We start from the raw sequence: 19,779 nt of genomic DNA on the forward strand, positions 1-19,779 counted from the left end.
TTCCCTACGTTATTTATGCGTAAGCTTTCGCTAGCTCGGTGAATGCATCTCCACGAGCCATAAAATTACTGAACTGGTCAAAGCTGGCACAGGCTGGAGAAAGTAATACCATATCTCCGGCAATCACATTGGGCGCTAACCACTGAATGATCTCTTCCATATCGTCAAAACGCTGAGCGCTTGGGTGAAGCGGCATAAACTGGTCACCGTCCTCACCAAAACAGCACAATTGCAGCTTCAAAGGCTTGAGTATCGGTTCTAACTGAGAGAAATCAGCACCTTTACCGACACCACCCACTAAAAGATACAGGGTGCCTTCCAGCTCAAGACCCGCCAAGGCTGCCATAGTGCTGGCGACATTCGTCGCTTTCGAATCATTGACCCACTTAACACCACGATTATCGGCAACCACTTGGCAGCGATGTGTCAAACCGCGGTAAGATTTCAACGCAGCTAAGCCTTTTTCGATATCAACGCCGACTTGCGCTAACAAGGCTAATACCACTAATGCGTTGGCAACATTATGACGACCAACAAGTGAGAGTTCCGATGTAGGACAAATAAGCGTGCCATTGACTGAAATATACTCGATACCATGCTGCGCAGTAACGGCAAACTGGGTTGGCTCAACCAGACTAAACTCGATCAGGTTATGCCCATCATGGTCTGGGTAGGTTTGTTTATCGTCAGCGTTGACCACACAAGCTTCAGCATGCTCAAAGATGCGCAACTTCGCTTGGCGATAATCTTCCATACCTTGGTAACGATCCATATGGTCTTCAGATAGATTCAAAAGCGCCGCCGCTTTTGGCGCTAATGAGCGCGTCGTTTCTAACTGGAAGCTGGACAGTTCTAGAACATATAAGTCCGCATCCAACGCAAGAAGATCTAACGCAGGCACACCAATGTTGCCGCCAACACCGACTGTAAGACCGGCCGCTTTAGCAACCTGCCCCGTCCAATCTGTGACGGTACTCTTACCATTTGAGCCAGTAATGGCGATCACTGGTTTATCGACTTGCCACGCAAACAGCTCAATATCGCCAACAACAGGGATACTCTTGGCGAGCACCTGCTGAATTTCGGGCGTCGCTAAAGCAATTCCGGGATTAGTCACAACCAGATCAGCTTCAAGTAACCAGTTCAGATTCCAACTTCCACTATGTAGCGCAATCCCCTGTGGTAAGGCTTCACTGCCCGGTGGGTTTTCACGCGTATCGATAACGCGAACATCTAGCGTTTTCTGTAATGAGGTTAAGTACTTAACGACAGAGAGCCCGGTGATACCGAGCCCTACAACAACGACTTTCTCAATACCTTGCCAACGATCCGTGGTCATGGTGTGAACTTCCTTATCGAACTTTAAGCGTCGCTAAACCGACAAGAACAAGCACAATAGAGATGATCCAGAAACGAACGATCACTCGTGGTTCAGGCCAACCTTTTAGCTCGTAATGATGGTGAATTGGTGCCATACGGAAAATACGTTGACCACGCAACTTATAGGAACCGACCTGTAAGATTACAGAAAGCGTTTCCATTACAAAAACACCCCCCATAATCACTAAAACAAACTCCTGACGAACCAACACGGCAATGGTACCAAGCGCACCACCTAAGGCGAGTGATCCCACATCACCCATAAACACTTGTGCTGGGTAAGTGTTGAACCATAGGAAACCAAGTCCTGCGCCCACTATTGCGGTACAAACGACCACTAGCTCCGACGCTTGCGGAATGTATGGAATATGTAGGTAATTAGCAAAGTTGACGTTGCCCGTCGCCCAAGCAATAGCCGCAAAACCAGCTGAAACTAATACCGTTGGCATAATCGCTAGGCCATCCAGGCCATCGGTCAAGTTCACCGCATTACTGGTGCCGACAATAACGAAGTAAGTCAGTACAATGTACATCAAGCCAAGTTGAGGCATGACCTCTTTGAAAAACGGTACCACTAGCTGAGTGGCCGCGGTGTCTTTACCATGAGCGTATAGCGCGAAAGCGACAACCAGCGCAATAGCAGACTGCCAAAAGTACTTCCAGCGAGCAATCAAACCATCGGTGTTTTTACGTACCACCTTGCGGTAGTCATCAACAAACCCGACTGCACCGTAACCAATAAGAACGGCCAGAACTGACCATACATAAGGGTTTGAGAGATCCGTCCATAACAGAACCGTCGTTACAATGGCCGTCAGAATCATTATCCCACCCATTGTAGGCGTACCGCGTTTACTGAAGTGAGACTCAGGACCTTCATTTCGAACCACCTGACCGATCTGCAATAACTGCAAACGGCGGATCATGATTGGTCCCATCCACAATGAAATACCTAACGCGGTAAGTACACTCACAATCGCACGAAACGACAGGTACTCAAATAATCGGAAGAATGAAAAATATGGCTGTAGTAGCTCCGCGAGCCAAATAATCATGTATACATCTCCTTGACAGCAGTAGCGACTTTACTCATTCCAGCACTATTTGCCCCTTTGACTAGCAGTGTTTGTGGTTCTTGATGCTGTACTATCTGCTGTTTAATATAATCAATCATGCTCTGATGGCTATCAAAATGAAGACCATCACACTCATTGCTGATCGCTTTTGCATCAGCGCCATATGTGAGCACGTGTTCGAATTCGAATGGGGCTGCATGTTCTCCGACTTGACGGTGAAGTGCAAGACTTTCATCGCCTAACTCAGCCATATTACCCAAAATTAACCAACGAATTCCCTTGAAGCTCGCCAACAGATCCGCCGCGGCTTTCATCGCGGGTACGCTGGCATTATAACTATCGTCAATAAGCTTGATCTTGTCGTTGAGTTCAATCACCTCAACTCGACCTTTAACTTTGCTTAAATGAGCCAAGCCGGTTTGTACCATTTCTAGATTGGCGCCCAGTTCTAACGCCAATGCTGTCGCCGCCAATGCGTTAGCAACGTTGTGTTGACCAACAATGCCAAGTTTGACTGCAATCTCGCCAAACGGTGAAACCAGAGTAAAGCTGGCTTCACCACACGTATTGAGACCGATCTCTTTGGCAAAGTAGTCGGCATCGGAATCAACAACTGAAAAACTTTTTACCTGTTTGTCAGCGAGAACATCTTGCCAGTAATCTCCACCATGACTGTCTAAATTGATAATCGCGACCGAGCCAGGTTTTAATCCCTGATAGATTTCACCTTTCGCTTGTTTTACGCCATCAAGAGAGCCAAAACCTTCTAAGTGCGCCGCAGCAACATTATTGACTAACGCAACGTCTGCTTTGACCAGATTGGTCGTGTAAGCAATTTCTCCGATGTGGTTCGCACCCATCTCAATAACGGCATAGTCATCTTCAGGCGTTGAACGCAGCAATGTTAGTGGAACACCGATGTCGTTATTGAAATTCCCAGCGGTAAACAAAACTCGTCCTTGCTGCGCCATAATGCTCGCAACCATCTCTTTGACGGTTGTTTTACCAGCACTGCCCGTGATCGCAACAGTAGGGGTCTGACAAGTATGATGAACCAGTGAACCAAGCTGACCCAAAGCCAGTTTAGTATCTTTGACCAACAGTTGCGGGACATCACTGTTCACGACTCTACTGACCAACAAAGCACCAGCACCTGACTCAACCGCTTGTGCAACGAAGTCATGGGCATCAAAACATTCGCCAACCAGTGCAACAAAAAGAGCACCAGTTTCAATCACTCGTGTATCCGTTGATACAGATTCTATTGCCGTGTCATTACCAATTAGCTCAGCGTCTAATGCTTGCGCGATTTGGCTTAACATCAAGGTAATCATAACGACACCTCCAAAAGTTGTAGCGCAGACTCTCGGTCTGAATATTGGATAGTTTTGTCCGCCATCACTTGATAATCTTCATGCCCTTTGCCAGCAAGTAAGATAATGTCCAACTCACTGCTATGAGCGAGGGCATGCTTGAGCGCATTAAATCGATTGTGCTCAATAATGGCTTGTTGGGGATTCTGCATTCCTTCCAGCATGTCCTCTACGATTGCTGCCGGAGATTCACTACGTGGGTTATCATCGGTCAATATCACTTTGTCAGCCAGACTTTCACCAATCGCAGCCATCATTGGACGCTTACCCTTATCACGATCACCACCACAACCAAAGATTGCCCATAGCTTGCCATGGCAATGAACACGAAGCGCTTGCAATGCTTTTTCTAATGCATCTGGGGTATGCGCATAATCGACCACAACTTTCGCTTTGCCATTTGCTGTAAATAGCTCCATTCGACCGAGTACTGGTTTTAAGGAACCAGCCACATCAAACAACGCTTGTTTGTCGATACCAAGTGCGAGTAGTGCGGTTAATGCCACTAAGACATTACTTGCATTGAACTCACCGATAAGTGCGACCGTAAATTCTCCACGCCCAAACACCCCATCAATGGATAACGTTATTCCTGCTTCGCTATAACTTACACTTTGAGCCCATACTGCATTCGGGTAATCCGTTGGCTGAAGAGAAACCGCAATGGCCGAATCTAGGCGTTGAATCCAACAAGCCCCGACTTCATCATCAACGTTAATCACCGCCGCTTTGCACTGATGTTGGCTAAATAGCGAAAACTTTGCCTCGGCATACTCTTCCATCGTGCCATGATAATCGAGGTGATCACGACTAAGATTGGAGAACACGCCGACTTCAAACGGTAGAGTTTTAACGCGCCCTTGAACCAAGCCATGTGAAGAAACTTCCAACGCGGAGTATCGCGCCCCCTGCCCTTCTAATCGATACAGAGTTTGCTGAATTTCTATCGCATTGCCTGTCGTGTTAGCTACGGGTTGCAGGTCAGAGAGAAAACCATTGCCCGTAGTACCCATAACGGCTGCTTTCTGGCCAACAAGATCAAGCCACTGCGCCATAATCTGGGTAATCGTGGTTTTACCATTCGTTCCCGTTACGCCAATGAGCTTGTTCTTGGCCAGCGGATAAAGTTGGCTAGCGAGAGCGGATAGATGCTGATTGAGTTGGTTGATATAGACAACACTCACTCCAGAGACATTCGTTACCTCACCATGAGGATGCAAGTCACACGCCTCAGCAATCACCGCGTTTGCGCCCAGCTCTATTGCTGAAGGGATAAAACGTCGACCATCAACGGCATGACCTTTAATCGCAACAAACGTCGTGCCTTGAGTGACTTTGCGGCTATCGAGTTCTAGTCGTTGCACGACCATACTGGCACTATCTTCAGCAGAAATATCCAACCACGGGGAAAGTAAGGCGGCTAAGGTCAGTTCCTTGGACATATCAAACTCACTTAATCTTGTTTAAATTTGTTTTCGTCAGGCGCTACATTCAATATCTGTAACGTCCCTTTTAATATTTCAGCAAAGACGGGGCCCGCTACAGAACCACCGTAGTAGTTATCACCTTGTGGTTCATTGACCACCACAACCAAAGCGACTCTTGGATCGCTGGCTGGCGCTACGCCCGCGGTATAGGCAAAATATTCATCACCATAACCGCCCGCTATCGCTTTACGTGAAGTACCTGTTTTTGCGGCAACTCGGTAACCAGGTACGGCTGCTTTCGTCGCAGTACCGCCAGGCTGTGTGACCGTTTCTAGCATCGCCAGTACTTTTCGAGCATTTTCTCTATCGATAACTTGTTTTGACAGATCTTGCTGATTGTTCTCGATGATATGAATGGGCTGATACTGACCTAAATTACCCAACGTGGCATAAGCATGGGCTAATTGAAGAGGCGTGATAGTGAGACCATAACCGAATGATAAAGTCGCGATTTCAAATTTTGACCAGCGACGACGATTAGGGAAAATCCCCTGTGTTTCACCAACTAGGTTGAGCCCTGACACTTCACCAAAACCCACCGAACTATACATACCTAACAAGGCTTCGAGTGGCATTTCTAACGCCAGTTTAGCCACCCCAATATTACTCGACTTTTTAAGAATGGTGGTTAAGTCAGCCTTACCGACTTTTGAGGTATCACGGACACGGCTTCCGCCAATTTGCATGATGCCGTCACCGGTATCAATCACCGTTTTGTCATCGGCAACACCGTTCTCTAAAGCCGCCAAAACAACAAAAGGTTTCACCGTTGAACCAGGTTCAAACGCATCGGTAATCACTCGGTTACGCATTTTGGCAGACTGAAGGTCTGAGCGATTATTTGGGTTGTAAGACGGCGCATTCACCATCGCCAAGACGGCTCCCGTTTTCACATCAAGGATAACGGCAGAACCCGAGGTTGCACGATAGTCAGCAACTGCCTGCTTAATGGCTCGGAACGCGATCGCTTGAATACGTTGATCAATCGTCAGCTCTAACGGCTTACCTTCTTCACGTTCTTCCAAAGAGATGTTTTCTACCACGCGTCCATAACGGTCTTTACGAATAATCCGTTTGCCGGCTTCACCAGTCAGCCATTTGTCATAGCTGCGCTCAACACCTTCAAGACCATGACCATCAATCCCAGTCACCCCCACTAAGTGGGCACTTACCTCACCTGCTGGATAGTAACGTCTTGACTCAGCCTTTAGTCCGATGCCTGAAAGTTTCAATTCGCGAATGTAGTGCGCCATTGCAGGACTAACCTGACGCTGAAGATAGATAAAGCGACGGTCTTTGTTGTCATTAATCTTATCGATCAGGCTTTGACGCTTAACGCCTAACACGTCAGCGAGTGCATACCAACGGTTTATATCATCTAGACCACCGGCTTTGAAAATGGCCACTGGATCAGCCCAAACCGCCTCAACAGGAACACTTACCGCTAAAGGTTCGCCATTGCGATCAGAAATGATGCCGCGAGCTGAATGCAGCGTTTTGGCTCGAACCGAACGTAAATCCCCCTGCTTGATCAAGTTATCAGGTTCAATAATTTGGATATAAGCGATACGACCAGCAAGTGCTGCAAAGGCACAAAAAACAAAAAATAGCACTACATAGAATCGCCAATGGATAAGATGAGTTGGCTGCGGCTCGGCTTTCGGCTCAGCGTGTTTTTCTTTCTTGCTCATGGGAGGTTAATAATGACTTCTTTATCGGAATCTGGACGCTTCATTTCCAGCTCTTGTTTTGCCACGGCTTGTACGCGACTGTGCTCGGCTAATGCAGTTTCTTCAAGTAACAAATTACGCCATTCATTATCAAGCCTCTCACGTTCAACTAAGGCCTGATCTTTTTCGGTAATGGCTTGGCGTGTGTGGTGAGTCGTAAATACCACCCCCATCGCACTAGCAAAAATCATCAAGAGGAAGATTAGCGGTACACGACCAACACTCAAAAGATCGAGTGCAATCAGCTTAGCGAGATTGGGCGTTGACTTACTCATTGTTTGTTATAGCTTTTCTGCAATACGTAGCACTGAACTGCGTGAACGTGCATTGTGTTCAACTTCTTGTTTTGACGGCTTGATTGCCTTACCAACCGCTTTTAAGTTCGCACTGCCTAAAGCTTTGATCTGCTCTTCAGTCATTGGAATACCGTGAGGCACTTCTGGTCCTTTACTCTCTTTACGAATAAAGCGTTTTACCATGCGGTCTTCCAGAGAGTGGAAGCTAATCACTGATAGGCGACCTTGTGGCGCAAGAATCTTTGCTGCACCTTTTAGCGCCGTATCGATTTCTTCTAACTCACTGTTGATGTAAATACGGAAGGCTTGGAAAGCACGTGTGGCTGGATGCTTTTTCTCTTTAAAGCTCTTTGGTGCTGCATCAGAAATCAGCTTAGCTAACTGACTGGTGCGCGTCAGAGGCTCGTTCTCTTCGTTCTCACGGTAAGCAACGATCGCTTTAGCAATGCGACGCGCATGCTTATCTTCACCAAACTCGCGGATAACCCAAGTAATATCATCCAAATCAGCTTCCAGCAGCCATTGTGAAACCGGGATACCAGACGTTGGATCCATTCGCATATCCAGCGGACCATCTTTCATAAAGCTGAAACCACGCTCAGCGTCATCAAGTTGAGGAGAAGAAACACCCAGATCCAGTAGAACACCATCCACTTTACCAACCAATCCATACTCTTCGGCATAGTCCGCCATACCAGAGAAAGGACCATGAATAATGGTAAAGCGAGGATCGTCAATTTTGTTTGCTTCAGCGATAGCTTGTGGGTCACGGTCGATACTGTAAAGGCGACCATTTTCGCCCAACTTAGACAATATCGTACGGCTATGACCGCCACGACCGAATGTACCATCGATATAGATACCGTCAGGCTTTATTGCTAAGCCATCAATCGATTCATGCAGGAGTACGGATATGTGTTTAAATGCTTCGGTCATAGTTATCTCATGTGGCTGTCGCATTGACGGATTCAGATTCTCCAGTGTACTGATTTAGCGGCGTATCGCCACTATTAGCACATGAGAACTCGTGATTTAGCGCCAAGTTTAATGGTTCGGAAATAAATTTGGTCAATTAAAAGCAAAAAACCCATCATAACAACAAAGTTACGATGGGTCTCGAATAGGTGGAGCCGACACATAAGCCGGGTTCTGTTCCGCTTGCGCGGCGGTAGCCATTCGTCTAGGCCAGCAATCGCTCACTGGCTCGAGCAACCTACCCGCCTCCTTACGCGAGCAACGCAATGTGGAGGCCTATTTGGTCTTGCTTCAGGTGGAGTTTACCCTGCTACGAACTATTACTAGTCGTCCGGTGCGCTCTTACCGCACCCTTTCACCCTTACCTGTGCCCTAGGGCCATCGGCGGTCTTCTCTCTGCTGCACTTGTCGTAGGCTTGCGCCCCCCAGGCGTTACCTGGCACCTTGCTCTATGAAGCCCGGACTTTCCTCCCCTCTGTCAGTCTCCCGAAGGACATCAACGTCAGTCTCCCGAAGGACGTCAACGTCAGTCTCCCAAAGGGACCTCAACGTCAGTCTCCCGAAGGACATCAACAAAGCAGCGACTACCCAGTCAGCTCCGAGGGCGGATTGTATAGACTAATCCACTAAGTGTCTAGCGAGATCACAAATATGATGCAAACGAGGCGTTAAGTGGTCAAGGAACAGACAGAATACGTTACTTCGCGAGGTAAGAACGCTGCCCTTCGAGAGTCGAGCAATGGAAAGCTAGAGCTAAAGCGGCTTCTTCTTGATTCTCGACTCCAATGTCTCAACTCTTAACTCAAGTTCTCCAACCCCCACTTATACAGCGCATTTTTCTTCAGGTTGTATATTTCTGCGGCCAATGCGGCGGCTTTTTTAAGGGGTAACTCTTTGGTCAAAATCGCCAGTGTGCGAGTCGCTTCCTCTGGCAAGGTCTCTTCTTCACTCGAACGGTAACCATGAATCAACAGCGCCATTTCACCACGCTGCTGATTCTCATCAGCTTTAACCCATTCCACCAATTCACCCAGTGGCATACCTTGAATAGTCTCAAAGGTTTTGGTCAGTTCACGGGCAAGAACAACTTCTCGCTCAGGCCCCAAAATGTCTAGCATATCCGCAAGTGAATCTAGGATGCGGTGAGGGGATTCGTAGAATACACATGTACGTTCTACTTTGGCGATTTCTAGGAACTTATCTTTTCGTCCCTTGCTTTTCGCAGGTAAGAACCCTTCAAAGCTGAATCTGTCAGAAGGTAATCCCGATGCGCTGAGCGCGGTAATCACTGCGCAAGCCCCTGGCAGTGGGACAACTTTAACGCCCGCCTGACGACATTGCGTGACAAGATGGTATCCTGGATCACTAATTAATGGGGTGCCGGCATCAGAAACGAGTGCAATTGAGTGCCCAGCTAACAATTTGTCGACTAAGACTTGCGCTTTTTGCTGTTCATTATGATCATGGAGAGCATAAGTTTTAGTTTGAATATTGAAGTGAGAAAGCAACTTACCTGTATGACGTGTATCTTCTGCGGCAATAAGATCGACATTAGATAGCACTTCAATCGCTCGCTGAGTAATATCGCCCAGATTGCCAATTGGTGTAGGTACGATATAAAGGGTAGGAACCTCAGTTAGTAAGGTTTTGTTATCTGTCATTTGTTTACCATCACTTCAACGATTAATATAGACACAATTTTATACGGAATTAACAAAGAGCTCATGGCCATGAAAAACCACAAGCGTCTCAGTGTAACACGCTTACTGACTCCTGTAGCACTTGCTGTCACATTGGCAGCGTGTTCTTCTGCTCCAAAGGCGCCAACAAGTGTCGATATTACCCTCGACCCAAATCAGCCAATCCAGACCTATCTGATGCGTGCTGATAGCAGCCAAGGAAGCCTACAAAATGATTGGCTAATCATGGCACTGAAAGCCTCTATCGATGCTGGAGACGCAACTCAAGCGGAGCTATTGATGAAGCGTTTAGCTCGTCAATCCTTAACCGATATGCAGCAAGCCGAATGGCAACTCGCTCGTGCAGAACTACTTGTTGCTCAAAATCAGCACCAAGAAGCGCTCTCACAACTTAATTTCAGACCATCGTGGCAACTTGCCGATGAGCAGTGGCTAAACTACCACCAACTTCGCGCCTCCCTATTCACAAAACAAGGTGATTTTTTCAATGCCACTCGTGAACTATCGTTAAGCAGCGGTTACTTACCGGAAAGTGAGCAAGCTTTTGTGGCACAAAGTATCTGGAACAATTTAGGCCAATACACCGGAACTCAACTTGACACCTTCAAGCAACAAGAGACAGACCCTGTTATCGCTGGCTGGCTTGAAGTGACTGGCTTCACCAAGAACTATGCGAGCAACCTACCGCAGTTGAAAAGCAGCTTAGAACAATGGTTAGCGGCTAATCCAACTCACCCTGCATCGCTATACACTCCGCAGGCAATTAATGAAATTTTGTCTCTTGAACTCATTAAACCCGTCAACACAGCGCTACTGCTACCACTTAGTAGCAAGTTTGCTCAACAAGCTAAGCTAATTCGCGACGGCTTCATCCTAGAGATGATGAATGATAAGGAACGAGATCCTAACGCAACGCTCACCGTGATCGATACCAATGCAACAAGCGTAGCTGAATTAGAGTCAACCTTAGTTGAAAAGCAAATTGATTCAGTTGTAGGCCCGTTACTTAAAGAGAACATTGAGAAACTGCAACAAGCTCAAGCAAGCTTTACTTCAAGTTTACCGATGCTTGCGCTTAACATCCCTGATAATGTTGAAGCGGGAAACAACACTTGCTATCTCGCCCTTTCGCCTGAGCAAGAAGTTGCTCAAGCTGCAAAACATTTAGCTAAACAAGGCTACCAATACCCGCTCATCCTTGCTCCTAATGGCCGTTTAGGCTCACGTGTCGTGGATGCGTTTAAGCAAGAGTGGAGCAAATACAGTGATAACAAGGTGGCGGTAAACCTCTTTGGTGATAAACGCCAACTACAACGTGACATCAATAAAGTATTCGGTTTGCAAGATAGCCAGCAGCACATTGCTCAGATGGAATCTTTACTTAGTATCCCGCTGGAGAGCCAACCACGCAGTCGCCGCGATGTCGATGCAGTCTACATCGTTGCAAGCAGTGCTGAGTTAACATTAATCAAACCATTTATTGAAGTAGCGATTAACCCAGATACGCTCCCACCGAAGCTCTATTCTAACTCACGCAGCAATAGTGGCCGTCAGCAGTATGAAGATCTAACCGGTGTGATGTACAGTGATATTCCACTATTAATTCAACCAGATGCAAGCCTGAAAGCTCAAATGGATAAATTGTGGCCGAAAGATTCTAACGCAGAGAAGCGCCTGCAAGCCCTAGGTATGGATGCTTACCGTTTGATGGAACATCTCCCTCAAATGAAAGTCATTCAAGGCTACTCTATCGAGGGAAATACTGGCTTGCTAAGTATCGACGATAATTGCGTCGTACAGCGCGAGATCAGTTGGGCGGAGCATAGTGCCAACTAATAAAAGAGAGCACGGACAACACTACGAAGCCGCAGCACAAAAGTATCTTACTGGTTGCGGCCTCTCATTAATTGAGCGAAACTTCCTAGCCAAAGCTGGCGAGATAGACCTCATTATGCGCGATGGTACAACTATCGTCTTCGTTGAGGTACGCTATCGTAAAAGCCAATCGTTCGGACATGCTGCGGAGACCGTCACGCCTAGCAAAATACGCAAGCTAATAAAAACCGCAAATGTATGGCTAATGAAGAACGGCTTATCCGTTTACTCGACAGATTTTCGCTTTGACTTGGTGGCGATTCATAACCATGGTCACCAAATCGAATGGCTCAAAAACGTAATAACTCAAGGATAATCGATGCTAGACAGCATTAAAGACAGTTTTACTGAAAGTATTCAAATTCAAATTGCCGCAGCAGAAGCATTGCCTGATGCCATTACACATGCCGCACAAGCTATGGTTGCTAGTCTTCTTAATGGCAACAAGATCCTGTGTTGTGGCAACGGTGGCTCATCCTCGAACGCACAACAGTTTGTTTCTTGCCTTTTAAACCGTTTTGAAACTGAGCGCCCTAGCCTACCTGCAATGGCCTTAACCGCCGATAACACGACTCTTACCGCGGTCGCAAACGACTATCACTACGAAGAGATTTTCTCTAAGCAAGTTCGCGCCTTTGGTCAGACTGGTGACATTCTGCTGGCTATTTCCACCAGCGGGAATAGCAAAAATATCATCAAGGCGATGGAAGCTGCGGTGACAAGAGACATGACTATCATCGCCTTAACAGGCAAAGATGGCGGTGAAATGGCAGGGTTATTGGGTGAGAACGATGTGGAGATTCGGATCCCATCTCACAGAACAGCAAGAATTCACGAAGTTCATATGGTGACGCTACACTGCTTATGCGATCTTATCGACCAAGTATTGTTTCCTGCACACGAAGACTAAATGATGAATTGGTTTAAACCTCTACTGTTATCTCTATTGCTACTCAATCTCACCGGATGCGCTGGTCTATTTGTTGCTGGCGCAGCGACGACAGCCGCAATCGTTATTGACCCTCGAACAACGCAAGAGATCTGGAACGATAATAATATTGAGTTTGAAGTCGCGGGTATTGGTAACAAGCCCCCATTCAGAGGCAATGCCCGTATTACTGCCAGTTCATACAACGGCACCGTAGTTTTGATGGGACAGGCAAACAGCGATCAACTCAAGCAAGAGTTTGAATCGCAAGCACGTAAAATCAAAGGCGTTAAAAACATTCACAATCAGCTGCGTGTTAAAGCACCGTTGTCTGTGAGCGAGATTAGCCACGATAGTTGGATAACGACGAAAGTGAAATCCGCTTTACTGGCGAACTCGGAGCTTAACGGCGTAAAAATTAAAGTGATCACCGAAGACAAAGAAGTCTTCCTACTCGGTTATGTTTCTCAACAACATGCTGACATTGCAACCGAGTTGGCGCGCAACATATCTGGTGTCAAACAGGTGGTACGTGCCTTTCATTAACAGGGCTAAGCACAACAAATTGAGATAAAAAAGCAGCGCATTAGCGCTGCTTTTTTATTTGACTACTCTTAGGCTTGGACGCCCTTTGGTCGGTCTTGGAGGCTCATCATCAGAGTTGAGGGACTCTCGTTCCGCACTCTCGTCAGCAACAGACAAAGAGTTCTCTTCATCTTGTTCCTCATAAATCCCTTCTTCTTCATATTCGCCCATGTAAGCTTCTTCGGGTTCAAACATGGTACCTGCGCCATTTTCACGGGCATAAATAGCTTGAACAGCATACAAAGGGACGATAACAGAATGAGGACGACCACTAAAACGAGCATTAAAGGTGATCGCTTCGTTTCCTAGTTCCAAGTTACCCACCGCTCTAGGAGCAATATTTAGGATGATTTGTCCATCTTGAACAAACTCCATCGGCACTCGGACACCAGGCAGTTCTGCTGCCACTACGACATGCGGCGTTAAATCGTTATCCACCAACCAATCATAAAACGCACGAAGCATATATGGTCGGCGTGGTGTCATATTGACAATATCCATCTTCTCGCCAATTAACGAGTTAGACGCATTTCACGTTCAGCTTCCGTTAGAGAAGCTAGGAATGAATCACGCTCAAATACACGATTCATGTAAACTTTAAGCTCTTTCGACCCTGGACCAACTAGTTCAATACCAAGTTGAGGCAGACGCCATAGCAATGGTGCTAGGTAGCAGTCGATTAGGCTGAATTCTTCGCTCATGAAGTACTCATACTCAGCGAAAACAGGGCCTAGAGTTAGCAGATCGTTGCGCAGTTTGTTGCGGGCAGCTTCTGCTTCATCAGCAGTGCCTTTTACAATCTTTTCAGCAAGCGTGTACCAGTTTTTCTCGATACGGAAGATCATTAGACGGCTGTTACCACGAGCGACTGGGTATACAGGCATCAATGGTGGATGAGGGAAACGCTCATCTAAGTATTCCATGATGATCTTTGAGTCGTAAAGCGCTAGTTCACGGTCAACAAGTGTTGGTACTGTCTTATATGGATTAAGTTCGATAAGTTCAGCAGGTAGATTTGCTTCATCAACAAGCTCTACTTCTACACTTACACCTTTCTCTGCTAGAACAATACGAACCTGATGGCTATACATATCAGATGCACTTGAAAATAGAGTCATCACAGAACGTTTATTGGCAGCTACAGCCATGGAGCCCTCCAGCACACTTACAAAATAAAAACAATGGAGGCTAAGCCTCCATTGTTAAGTTAAAAATTTGGGAATTAGCACGGTATCGTAGCACAATTAGTGCACATCACGCCAATACTCTTTCTTCAGCAATACAACAACGATTGTAAAGATGATTAAGAAGCCCATAACCCACCAGCCAAGAGCGTGACGCTCAAGCTTCACTGGGTCACCTGAGTACTCAAGGAAGTTCACCAAATCGCGAACTGCATTGTCGTACTCTTCACGGTTAAGCTCACCGCTGCCATCAGCTTCTACGCCAACAACTTTCGTCACTTCTTTACCATCAACTACGTGCGTTTCATACACTGGCTTAGGAATACCTTGTAGCTCTTCAAGAACGTGAGGCATACCAACGCTTGGGAAAACAATGTTGTTCACGCCAAACGGACGGCTTGGATCCTCGTAGAAAGCACGTAGGTAAGTGTATAGCCAATCTGTACCACGAACACGAGCAACAAGTGTTAGATCTGGCGGTGGAGCACCGAACCATTTCGCCGCTGACTTATCTGGAATTGCGTTCTCCATCAAGTCACCCACTTTTGCTTCTGAGTCGAAGATTAAATTGTCTTTTAGCAAATCTAGAGGAATACCGATGTCACGACCAACTCGCTCGTAACGTTGGTATTGAGCTGAGTGACAGCCAAAACAGTAGTTCATAAACAGCTTTGCACCGTTTTGCAATGAAGCTTGGTCACTCAGATCGTTGTTTGCTTTATCTAGTGGTACGTTCGCACCCGCTGCCATTGCCAATGAAGGCAGCATTGCAAATAAAATTACAATCCATTTTTTCATTTGAATGTCACCCTTTCTGGTAGTGGCTTAGTCGCTTCGTTCTTACTGTAGAAGTACAGCAGTACGAAGAACATGAAGTAAGCTAAGCTGAAGATCTGAGCTAGTAGCGTGTACGTTGGTGTTGCTGGAAGCGCACCAAGAATACCCAACGCGATAAAGCTGATCGTGAACTGGATGATGTTGAATAAATGGAACTTACTGCGGTAGCGGTAAGAACGCACGCGACAACGGTCTAGCCAAGGTAGTACAAATAGAACCGCAATCGACGCACCCATTGCAATAACACCTAATAGCTTGTCTGGAACCGCACGCAGAATCGCGTAGAACGGAGTGAAGTACCATACAGGAGCAATGTGCTCAGGTGTTTTCAGTGGGTTCGCTGCTTCAAAGTTAGGTGGCTCAAGGAAGTAACCGCCCATTTCTGGGTTGAAGAACAACACGTAACAGAATAGGAACAAGAATCCTGCTACACCGACCATATCCTTAACCGTACCGTATGGGTGGAAAGGAATAGAGTCGATGATATCGTACTTCTTAGTGTAGTAGTCGTGGAACTTAAACTGTGTCTGGTAATCGTCGCCCATCGTGCCTTTTGGCAGCTTAGTTTCAATACCATCAGGGTTGTTTGAACCCACTTCGTGCAGAGCTAGAACATGTAGAACGATCAACAGCAATAGTACGATTGGTAGTGCGATAACGTGTAGAGCGAAGAAACGGTTAAGCGTCGCACCAGAGATTACGTAGTCACCACGAATCCAAAGTGTTAGATCATCACCGATAACAGGAATGGCACCAAACAGAGAAATGATTACCTGTGCACCCCAGTAAGACATCTGACCCCATGGTAGTAGGTAGCCCATGAATGCTTCTGCCATCAACACGAGGAAGATTAGCATACCGAAGATCCATAGTAGCTCACGAGGCTTCTGGTAAGAACCGTAGATTAAGCCACGGAACATGTGTAGGTAAACAACAACGAAGAATGCCGAAGCACCCGTTGAGTGCATGTAACGTAACAACCAACCGTACTCAACATCACGCATGATGTATTCGATTGACGCAAACGCGCCATCACCAGACGGTACGTAGTTCATTGTTAACCAAATACCCGTTAGGATTTGGTTGACCAATACAAGCATCGCTAGCGAACCAAATAGATACCAAAAGTTAAAGTTCTTTGGCATCGGGTACTCAGAAAGGTGCTTCTTGTACGCATTCATTGCGGGTATGCGTTTTTCTACCCAATCAAGTAGAGCTTGCATTATGCCTCCCCTTCTTCGTCAACACCGATAAGGATTCTGGTATCACTTAGGTACATGTGTTTTGGAACAACTAGGTTAAGTGGTGCAGGTACACCTTGGAATACACGACCAGCCATGTCGAACTTAGAGCCGTGACATGGACAGAAGAAACCAGACTTAACACCCTGAACTTGTTCAGCAAAACTGTCAGGTAAATAGGTTGGAGAACAACCAAGGTGCGTACAGATACCAACAGCGACAAAATACTCAGGCTTAATTGAGCGGTAAGCGTTTTGAGCATAAGTTGGCTGCTGTTCTTCTCCAGATGCAGGGTCACGTAGTTGACCATCAATTGCTTTCAGTCCATCGACTACGGTTTGTGCACGACGTACAACCCATACAGGTTTACCACGCCACTCGACACGTACCATCTGCCCTTCTTCAAGTTTACCGATATCAACTTCAACAGGGGCACCCGCAGCTTTGGCTTTTTCACTTGGGTTCCAAGATTTAATAAAAGGAACGGCGACAGCAGCTGCTCCTAAACCACCAACAACAGCTGTTGTAGCAGTTAAGAAACGTCTGCGACCGTTATTTAAAGGCGCATTGCTCATCCAAACATTCTCCCATTTGCTCCTTGTGGATTATTGTTATTCCGCTTAAAGAGCATGGCTAACAAAATACGAATTTAGTTGTATTTATTTGATGGCAAATGATAAATAAAACCCTACTTTTTGACAAGATAAAGCTACCTTTTTGTAACATTTGTGAGGCGAATCGCCAGTGACGTCACAAAAGCTGCGTAAGTACGACAAATCAAACAGTAAGTACGGGTGACAAAGGATTTTTTTGGAGCGGAAAAACAAAAAAGCCTGACATAATGCCAGGCTTTTTGGTGCCACATCCAATGCAAGCATTGGAAGCGAATCTTTTCGAAAAAAGATTAACGCTTAGAGAACTGTGGACGACGACGTGCTTTACGTAGACCAACTTTCTTACGTTCAACGCAACGAGCGTCACGAGTAACGTAACCAGCTGCACGTAGAGTAGGACGTAGAGACTCATCGTATTCCATTAGAGCGCGAGTGATACCGTGACGGATAGCACCAGCTTGACCAGAAATACCGCCACCTTTAACAGTAACGTATAGGTCTAGTTTCTCAGTTAGTTCAACTAGCTCAAGAGGTTGTTTAACAACCATGCGAGAAGTTGGACGACCGAAGTACTCATCAAGACTACGCTTGTTGATTACGATGTTGCCGCTGCCTGGTTTGATGAAAACACGCGCAGCTGAGCTTTTGCGACGGCCAGTGCCGTAGTATTGATTCTCTGCCATTTCCGAAATCCCCGATTAGATGTCTAGTACTTGTGGTTGTTGAGCAACATGGTTGTGCTCAGCGCCAGCGTAAACTTTAAGCTTACGGTACATAGCACGGCCAAGAGGACCACGTGGTAGCATACCTTTAACCGCTAGCTCAAGAGCCATCTCTGGCTTACGATCAATTAGCTTCTCGAAGCTGATTGATTTTAGGCCGCCTGGGAATTCAGAGTGACGGTAGTAAATCTTACCTTTAGCCTTGTTACCAGTTACAGTAACTTTCTCCGCGTTTACAACGATGATATAATCACCAGTGTCAACGTGTGGAGTGTATTCAGCTTTATGTTTGCCACGTAGGCGAGATGCAATTTCACTTGCTAGACGACCAAGAGTTTTACCTTCAGCGTCTACAACGTACCAGTCGCGTTTTACAGTTTCTGGTTTAGCAACGAAAGTTTTCATGCTAATAATAACCCGTTCAATATTTAAATTTACACTTAAGGAGCAAGCTTGCTCCCACTGACTAAGAGTCCAGTCAACACCCCTTCGAGTGGTTGGCACTCTCGACCCGTTATGTCGAAATACCTTCGATAATCAAGGTCTGCAGTAACGGTGGGTCGCAGGATTATAGAGAAGTCAGTTGAAAAAATCACCTTTTTTTGGATAAAAATTTCATTTTTTTTCAAGCTCAACCCTTTAACCACAAGCTCGCTAAGCTAAATGCTCTTTCGCCAAATAATCATGGCTTTGCATTTCAATCAATCTCGACTGACAACGTTTGAACTCAAACTCAAGTAAGCCACCCGCATAAAGAGCCTCCAACTCTACTTCAGCCGAGATGATAAGCTTAACGTTACGCTCGTAGAACTCATCGACTAAGGCGATAAAGCGGCGAGCTGCATCATCAATGCTCGCGTTCATCTGCTGAACATCAGCCAATAGCACGGTGTGGTAAATACGCGATAGCTCTATATAGTCATTCTGGCTACGCGCAGATTTACATAACTGAGCAAAGGTAGCGTGAAGCACACCTTCCGACGCTTGCACCACCTCAATCTGACGGTGGTTTATGTCTATGACACTCACTCCCTTTTTACCTTCACCAACCAGTTGCTCATAGTAGTGACAAAGGTTCTTACTGGCTTGCTCATCAAGGGGGGAGTGATAGATTTCTGCTTGTTCTAGCGTTCTCAAGCGATAATCAATACCACTATCTACATTGAGTACTACGCAATTGGCCTGAATCAGTGCAATCGCAGGGAGAAATCGAGCTCTCTGTAATCCGTTTCGGTAAAGGTCTTGTGGCGGAATGTTTGATGTCGCAACCAGAATGACACCACGCTTAAACAGCGCCTGAAACAGAGTCCCCAGAATCATGGCATCGGTAATATCTGAAACAAAAAACTCATCAAAACAGATGATCTCGGTTTCTGCCTTGAATTTATCAGCAACCAACTCAAGTGGATCATTGACATCCCCAAGTGCGTTCAACTCATCATGTACGCGGTACATAAAACGGTGAAAGTGAACTCGCATTTTTTTTTCGGTTGGAAGTGCATCGAAAAAGGTATCAACTAGATAGGTTTTACCACGCCCAACCCCACCCCAGAAATAAAGACCTTTAGGCGATTCTGGAAGCTTAGGCTGTTTATTACTGAACCAAGTTTTCCACCCTGATGGTTTTTCTATCGGGGTTTCTAGGTATTCAATGAATTCATGATAGAGCTTATCTAAGGCGGTTACCGCTTGTAACTGAGCAGCATCTTTCTGAAAACCGTGTTCTTTTATATCTTTATTATAGATTTCTAGTGGCGTCATCGCTTCGATACCTAA

Annotated in this window: 20 protein-coding genes and 1 other RNA gene; 4 read left to right on the forward strand and 17 right to left on the reverse strand. The window is 46.2% G+C overall.

Annotated elements, in window-relative coordinates:
* Positions 1–13: 13 nt before the first annotated feature.
* From murD to rsmI, 9 genes are all read right to left on the reverse strand, one after another.
* Positions 14–1,339, reverse strand: coding sequence for a UDP-N-acetylmuramoyl-L-alanine--D-glutamate ligase (gene murD, locus DA100_RS12895; RefSeq protein WP_138972517.1), 1,326 nt, complete (start codon positions 1,337–1,339; stop codon positions 14–16).
* 13 nt (positions 1,340–1,352) lie between these two features.
* Positions 1,353–2,435 carry a phospho-N-acetylmuramoyl-pentapeptide-transferase gene (mraY, locus tag DA100_RS12900; protein ID WP_138972518.1) on the reverse strand — a complete coding sequence of 361 codons (1,083 nt, stop codon included), beginning with the start codon at positions 2,433–2,435 and terminating at the stop codon, positions 1,353–1,355.
* On the reverse strand, positions 2,432–3,790 hold the full coding sequence (murF, locus tag DA100_RS12905; protein WP_138972519.1) for a UDP-N-acetylmuramoyl-tripeptide--D-alanyl-D-alanine ligase: 1,359 nt from the start codon (positions 3,788–3,790) through the stop codon (positions 2,432–2,434). Before murF ends, mraY begins: the two co-directional genes overlap by 4 nt.
* Positions 3,787–5,271 (reverse strand): UDP-N-acetylmuramoyl-L-alanyl-D-glutamate--2,6-diaminopimelate ligase, encoded by a 1,485-nt coding sequence (gene murE, locus DA100_RS12910; protein ID WP_138972520.1) that lies wholly within the window; start codon positions 5,269–5,271, stop codon positions 3,787–3,789. Before murE ends, murF begins: the two co-directional genes overlap by 4 nt.
* 11 nt (positions 5,272–5,282) lie before the next feature.
* Complete coding sequence (locus tag DA100_RS12915; RefSeq protein ID WP_138972521.1) at positions 5,283–7,007, reverse strand: penicillin-binding transpeptidase domain-containing protein; 1,725 nt, start codon at positions 7,005–7,007, stop codon at positions 5,283–5,285.
* Positions 7,004–7,321: a cell division protein FtsL gene (gene ftsL, locus DA100_RS12920; protein WP_138972522.1), complete on the reverse strand. Its 318-nt coding sequence runs from the start codon at positions 7,319–7,321 to the stop codon at positions 7,004–7,006. Before ftsL ends, DA100_RS12915 begins: the two co-directional genes overlap by 4 nt.
* 6 nt (positions 7,322–7,327) lie before the next feature.
* Positions 7,328–8,278, reverse strand: a complete 951-nt coding sequence (gene rsmH / locus DA100_RS12925; protein ID WP_138972523.1) for a 16S rRNA (cytosine(1402)-N(4))-methyltransferase RsmH — start codon at positions 8,276–8,278, stop codon at positions 7,328–7,330.
* A gap of 186 nt (positions 8,279–8,464) precedes the next feature.
* Positions 8,465–8,917, reverse strand: an RNA gene (gene rnpB / locus DA100_RS12930) — RNase P RNA component class A.
* 197 nt (positions 8,918–9,114) lie between these two features.
* Positions 9,115–9,978: a 16S rRNA (cytidine(1402)-2'-O)-methyltransferase gene (gene rsmI / locus DA100_RS12935; RefSeq protein ID WP_138972524.1), complete on the reverse strand. Its 864-nt coding sequence runs from the start codon at positions 9,976–9,978 to the stop codon at positions 9,115–9,117.
* Between the two features lie 63 nt (positions 9,979–10,041).
* Between rsmI and DA100_RS12940 the strand changes: the two genes are divergently transcribed.
* The 4 genes from DA100_RS12940 to DA100_RS12955 are packed head-to-tail and all read left to right on the forward strand — an operon-like array spanning position 10,042 to position 13,366.
* Positions 10,042–11,853, forward strand: a complete 1,812-nt coding sequence (locus DA100_RS12940; RefSeq protein ID WP_138972525.1) for a penicillin-binding protein activator — start codon at positions 10,042–10,044, stop codon at positions 11,851–11,853.
* Positions 11,840–12,208: a YraN family protein gene (locus tag DA100_RS12945; protein WP_171052219.1), complete on the forward strand. Its 369-nt coding sequence runs from the start codon at positions 11,840–11,842 to the stop codon at positions 12,206–12,208. Before DA100_RS12940 ends, DA100_RS12945 begins: the two co-directional genes overlap by 14 nt.
* Positions 12,209–12,211: 3 nt before the next feature.
* Positions 12,212–12,802, forward strand: a complete 591-nt coding sequence (locus tag DA100_RS12950; RefSeq protein WP_138972527.1) for a phosphoheptose isomerase — start codon at positions 12,212–12,214, stop codon at positions 12,800–12,802.
* Positions 12,803–12,805: 3 nt separating this feature from the next.
* A complete protein-coding gene (locus DA100_RS12955) occupies positions 12,806–13,366 on the forward strand; it encodes a BON domain-containing protein (RefSeq protein WP_138972570.1) in 561 nt (186 codons plus the stop codon).
* A 54-nt stretch (positions 13,367–13,420) separates the two neighbouring features.
* Here the strand turns inward: DA100_RS12955 and sspB are convergent, their stop codons facing one another.
* The 8 genes from sspB to zapE form a co-directional block, all read right to left on the reverse strand.
* Complete coding sequence (gene sspB / locus DA100_RS12960; protein WP_138972528.1) at positions 13,421–13,906, reverse strand: ClpXP protease specificity-enhancing factor; 486 nt, start codon at positions 13,904–13,906, stop codon at positions 13,421–13,423.
* Between the two features lie 11 nt (positions 13,907–13,917).
* Positions 13,918–14,553 carry a stringent starvation protein SspA gene (gene sspA / locus DA100_RS12965; protein WP_138972529.1) on the reverse strand — a complete coding sequence of 212 codons (636 nt, stop codon included), beginning with the start codon at positions 14,551–14,553 and terminating at the stop codon, positions 13,918–13,920.
* Positions 14,554–14,649: 96 nt separating this feature from the next.
* A complete protein-coding gene (locus DA100_RS12970) occupies positions 14,650–15,387 on the reverse strand; it encodes a cytochrome c1 (protein ID WP_138972530.1) in 738 nt (245 codons plus the stop codon).
* Positions 15,384–16,649 (reverse strand): cytochrome bc complex cytochrome b subunit, encoded by a 1,266-nt coding sequence (locus tag DA100_RS12975; protein ID WP_006877361.1) that lies wholly within the window; start codon positions 16,647–16,649, stop codon positions 15,384–15,386. Before DA100_RS12975 ends, DA100_RS12970 begins: the two co-directional genes overlap by 4 nt.
* Complete coding sequence (gene petA / locus DA100_RS12980) at positions 16,649–17,242, reverse strand: ubiquinol-cytochrome c reductase iron-sulfur subunit (protein WP_138972531.1); 594 nt, start codon at positions 17,240–17,242, stop codon at positions 16,649–16,651. Before petA ends, DA100_RS12975 begins: the two co-directional genes overlap by 1 nt.
* 329 nt (positions 17,243–17,571) lie before the next feature.
* Positions 17,572–17,964 (reverse strand): 30S ribosomal protein S9, encoded by a 393-nt coding sequence (gene rpsI, locus DA100_RS12985; RefSeq protein WP_005436094.1) that lies wholly within the window; start codon positions 17,962–17,964, stop codon positions 17,572–17,574.
* Between the two features lie 15 nt (positions 17,965–17,979).
* Positions 17,980–18,408 (reverse strand): 50S ribosomal protein L13, encoded by a 429-nt coding sequence (rplM, locus tag DA100_RS12990; RefSeq protein ID WP_138972532.1) that lies wholly within the window; start codon positions 18,406–18,408, stop codon positions 17,980–17,982.
* Between the two features lie 249 nt (positions 18,409–18,657).
* On the reverse strand, positions 18,658–19,764 hold the full coding sequence (gene zapE, locus DA100_RS13000) for a cell division protein ZapE (RefSeq protein ID WP_138972533.1): 1,107 nt from the start codon (positions 19,762–19,764) through the stop codon (positions 18,658–18,660).
* Positions 19,765–19,779 lie beyond the last annotated feature (15 nt).

Origin of the sequence: Vibrio sp. Hep-1b-8 (assembly GCF_006124995.1) — a bacterium.
Classification (GTDB): domain Bacteria; phylum Pseudomonadota; class Gammaproteobacteria; order Enterobacterales; family Vibrionaceae; genus Vibrio.

Excerpts from the sequence above, each read along its gene's own strand:
- murD (WP_138972517.1), bottom strand. The coding sequence starts at position 1,339 with ATGACCACGGATCGTTGGCAAGGTATTGAGAAAGTCGTTGTTGTAGGG.
- mraY (WP_138972518.1), bottom strand. The coding sequence starts at position 2,435 with ATGATTATTTGGCTCGCGGAGCTACTACAGCCATATTTTTCATTCTTC.
- murF (WP_138972519.1), bottom strand. The coding sequence starts at position 3,790 with ATGATTACCTTGATGTTAAGCCAAATCGCGCAAGCATTAGACGCTGAG.
- murE (WP_138972520.1), bottom strand. The coding sequence starts at position 5,271 with ATGTCCAAGGAACTGACCTTAGCCGCCTTACTTTCCCCGTGGTTGGAT.
- DA100_RS12915 (WP_138972521.1), bottom strand. The coding sequence starts at position 7,007 with ATGAGCAAGAAAGAAAAACACGCTGAGCCGAAAGCCGAGCCGCAGCCA.
- ftsL (WP_138972522.1), bottom strand. The coding sequence starts at position 7,321 with ATGAGTAAGTCAACGCCCAATCTCGCTAAGCTGATTGCACTCGATCTT.
- rsmH (WP_138972523.1), bottom strand. The coding sequence starts at position 8,278 with ATGACCGAAGCATTTAAACACATATCCGTACTCCTGCATGAATCGATT.
- rsmI (WP_138972524.1), bottom strand. The coding sequence starts at position 9,978 with ATGACAGATAACAAAACCTTACTAACTGAGGTTCCTACCCTTTATATC.
- DA100_RS12940 (WP_138972525.1), top strand. The coding sequence starts at position 10,042 with ATGGCCATGAAAAACCACAAGCGTCTCAGTGTAACACGCTTACTGACT.
- DA100_RS12950 (WP_138972527.1), top strand. The coding sequence starts at position 12,212 with ATGCTAGACAGCATTAAAGACAGTTTTACTGAAAGTATTCAAATTCAA.
- DA100_RS12955 (WP_138972570.1), top strand. The coding sequence starts at position 12,806 with ATGAATTGGTTTAAACCTCTACTGTTATCTCTATTGCTACTCAATCTC.
- sspB (WP_138972528.1), bottom strand. The coding sequence starts at position 13,906 with ATGGATATTGTCAATATGACACCACGCCGACCATATATGCTTCGTGCG.
- sspA (WP_138972529.1), bottom strand. The coding sequence starts at position 14,553 with ATGGCTGTAGCTGCCAATAAACGTTCTGTGATGACTCTATTTTCAAGT.
- DA100_RS12970 (WP_138972530.1), bottom strand. The coding sequence starts at position 15,387 with ATGAAAAAATGGATTGTAATTTTATTTGCAATGCTGCCTTCATTGGCA.
- DA100_RS12975 (WP_006877361.1), bottom strand. The coding sequence starts at position 16,649 with ATGCAAGCTCTACTTGATTGGGTAGAAAAACGCATACCCGCAATGAAT.
- petA (WP_138972531.1), bottom strand. The coding sequence starts at position 17,242 with ATGAGCAATGCGCCTTTAAATAACGGTCGCAGACGTTTCTTAACTGCT.
- rpsI (WP_005436094.1), bottom strand. The coding sequence starts at position 17,964 with ATGGCAGAGAATCAATACTACGGCACTGGCCGTCGCAAAAGCTCAGCT.
- rplM (WP_138972532.1), bottom strand. The coding sequence starts at position 18,408 with ATGAAAACTTTCGTTGCTAAACCAGAAACTGTAAAACGCGACTGGTAC.
- zapE (WP_138972533.1), bottom strand. The coding sequence starts at position 19,764 with ATGACGCCACTAGAAATCTATAATAAAGATATAAAAGAACACGGTTTT.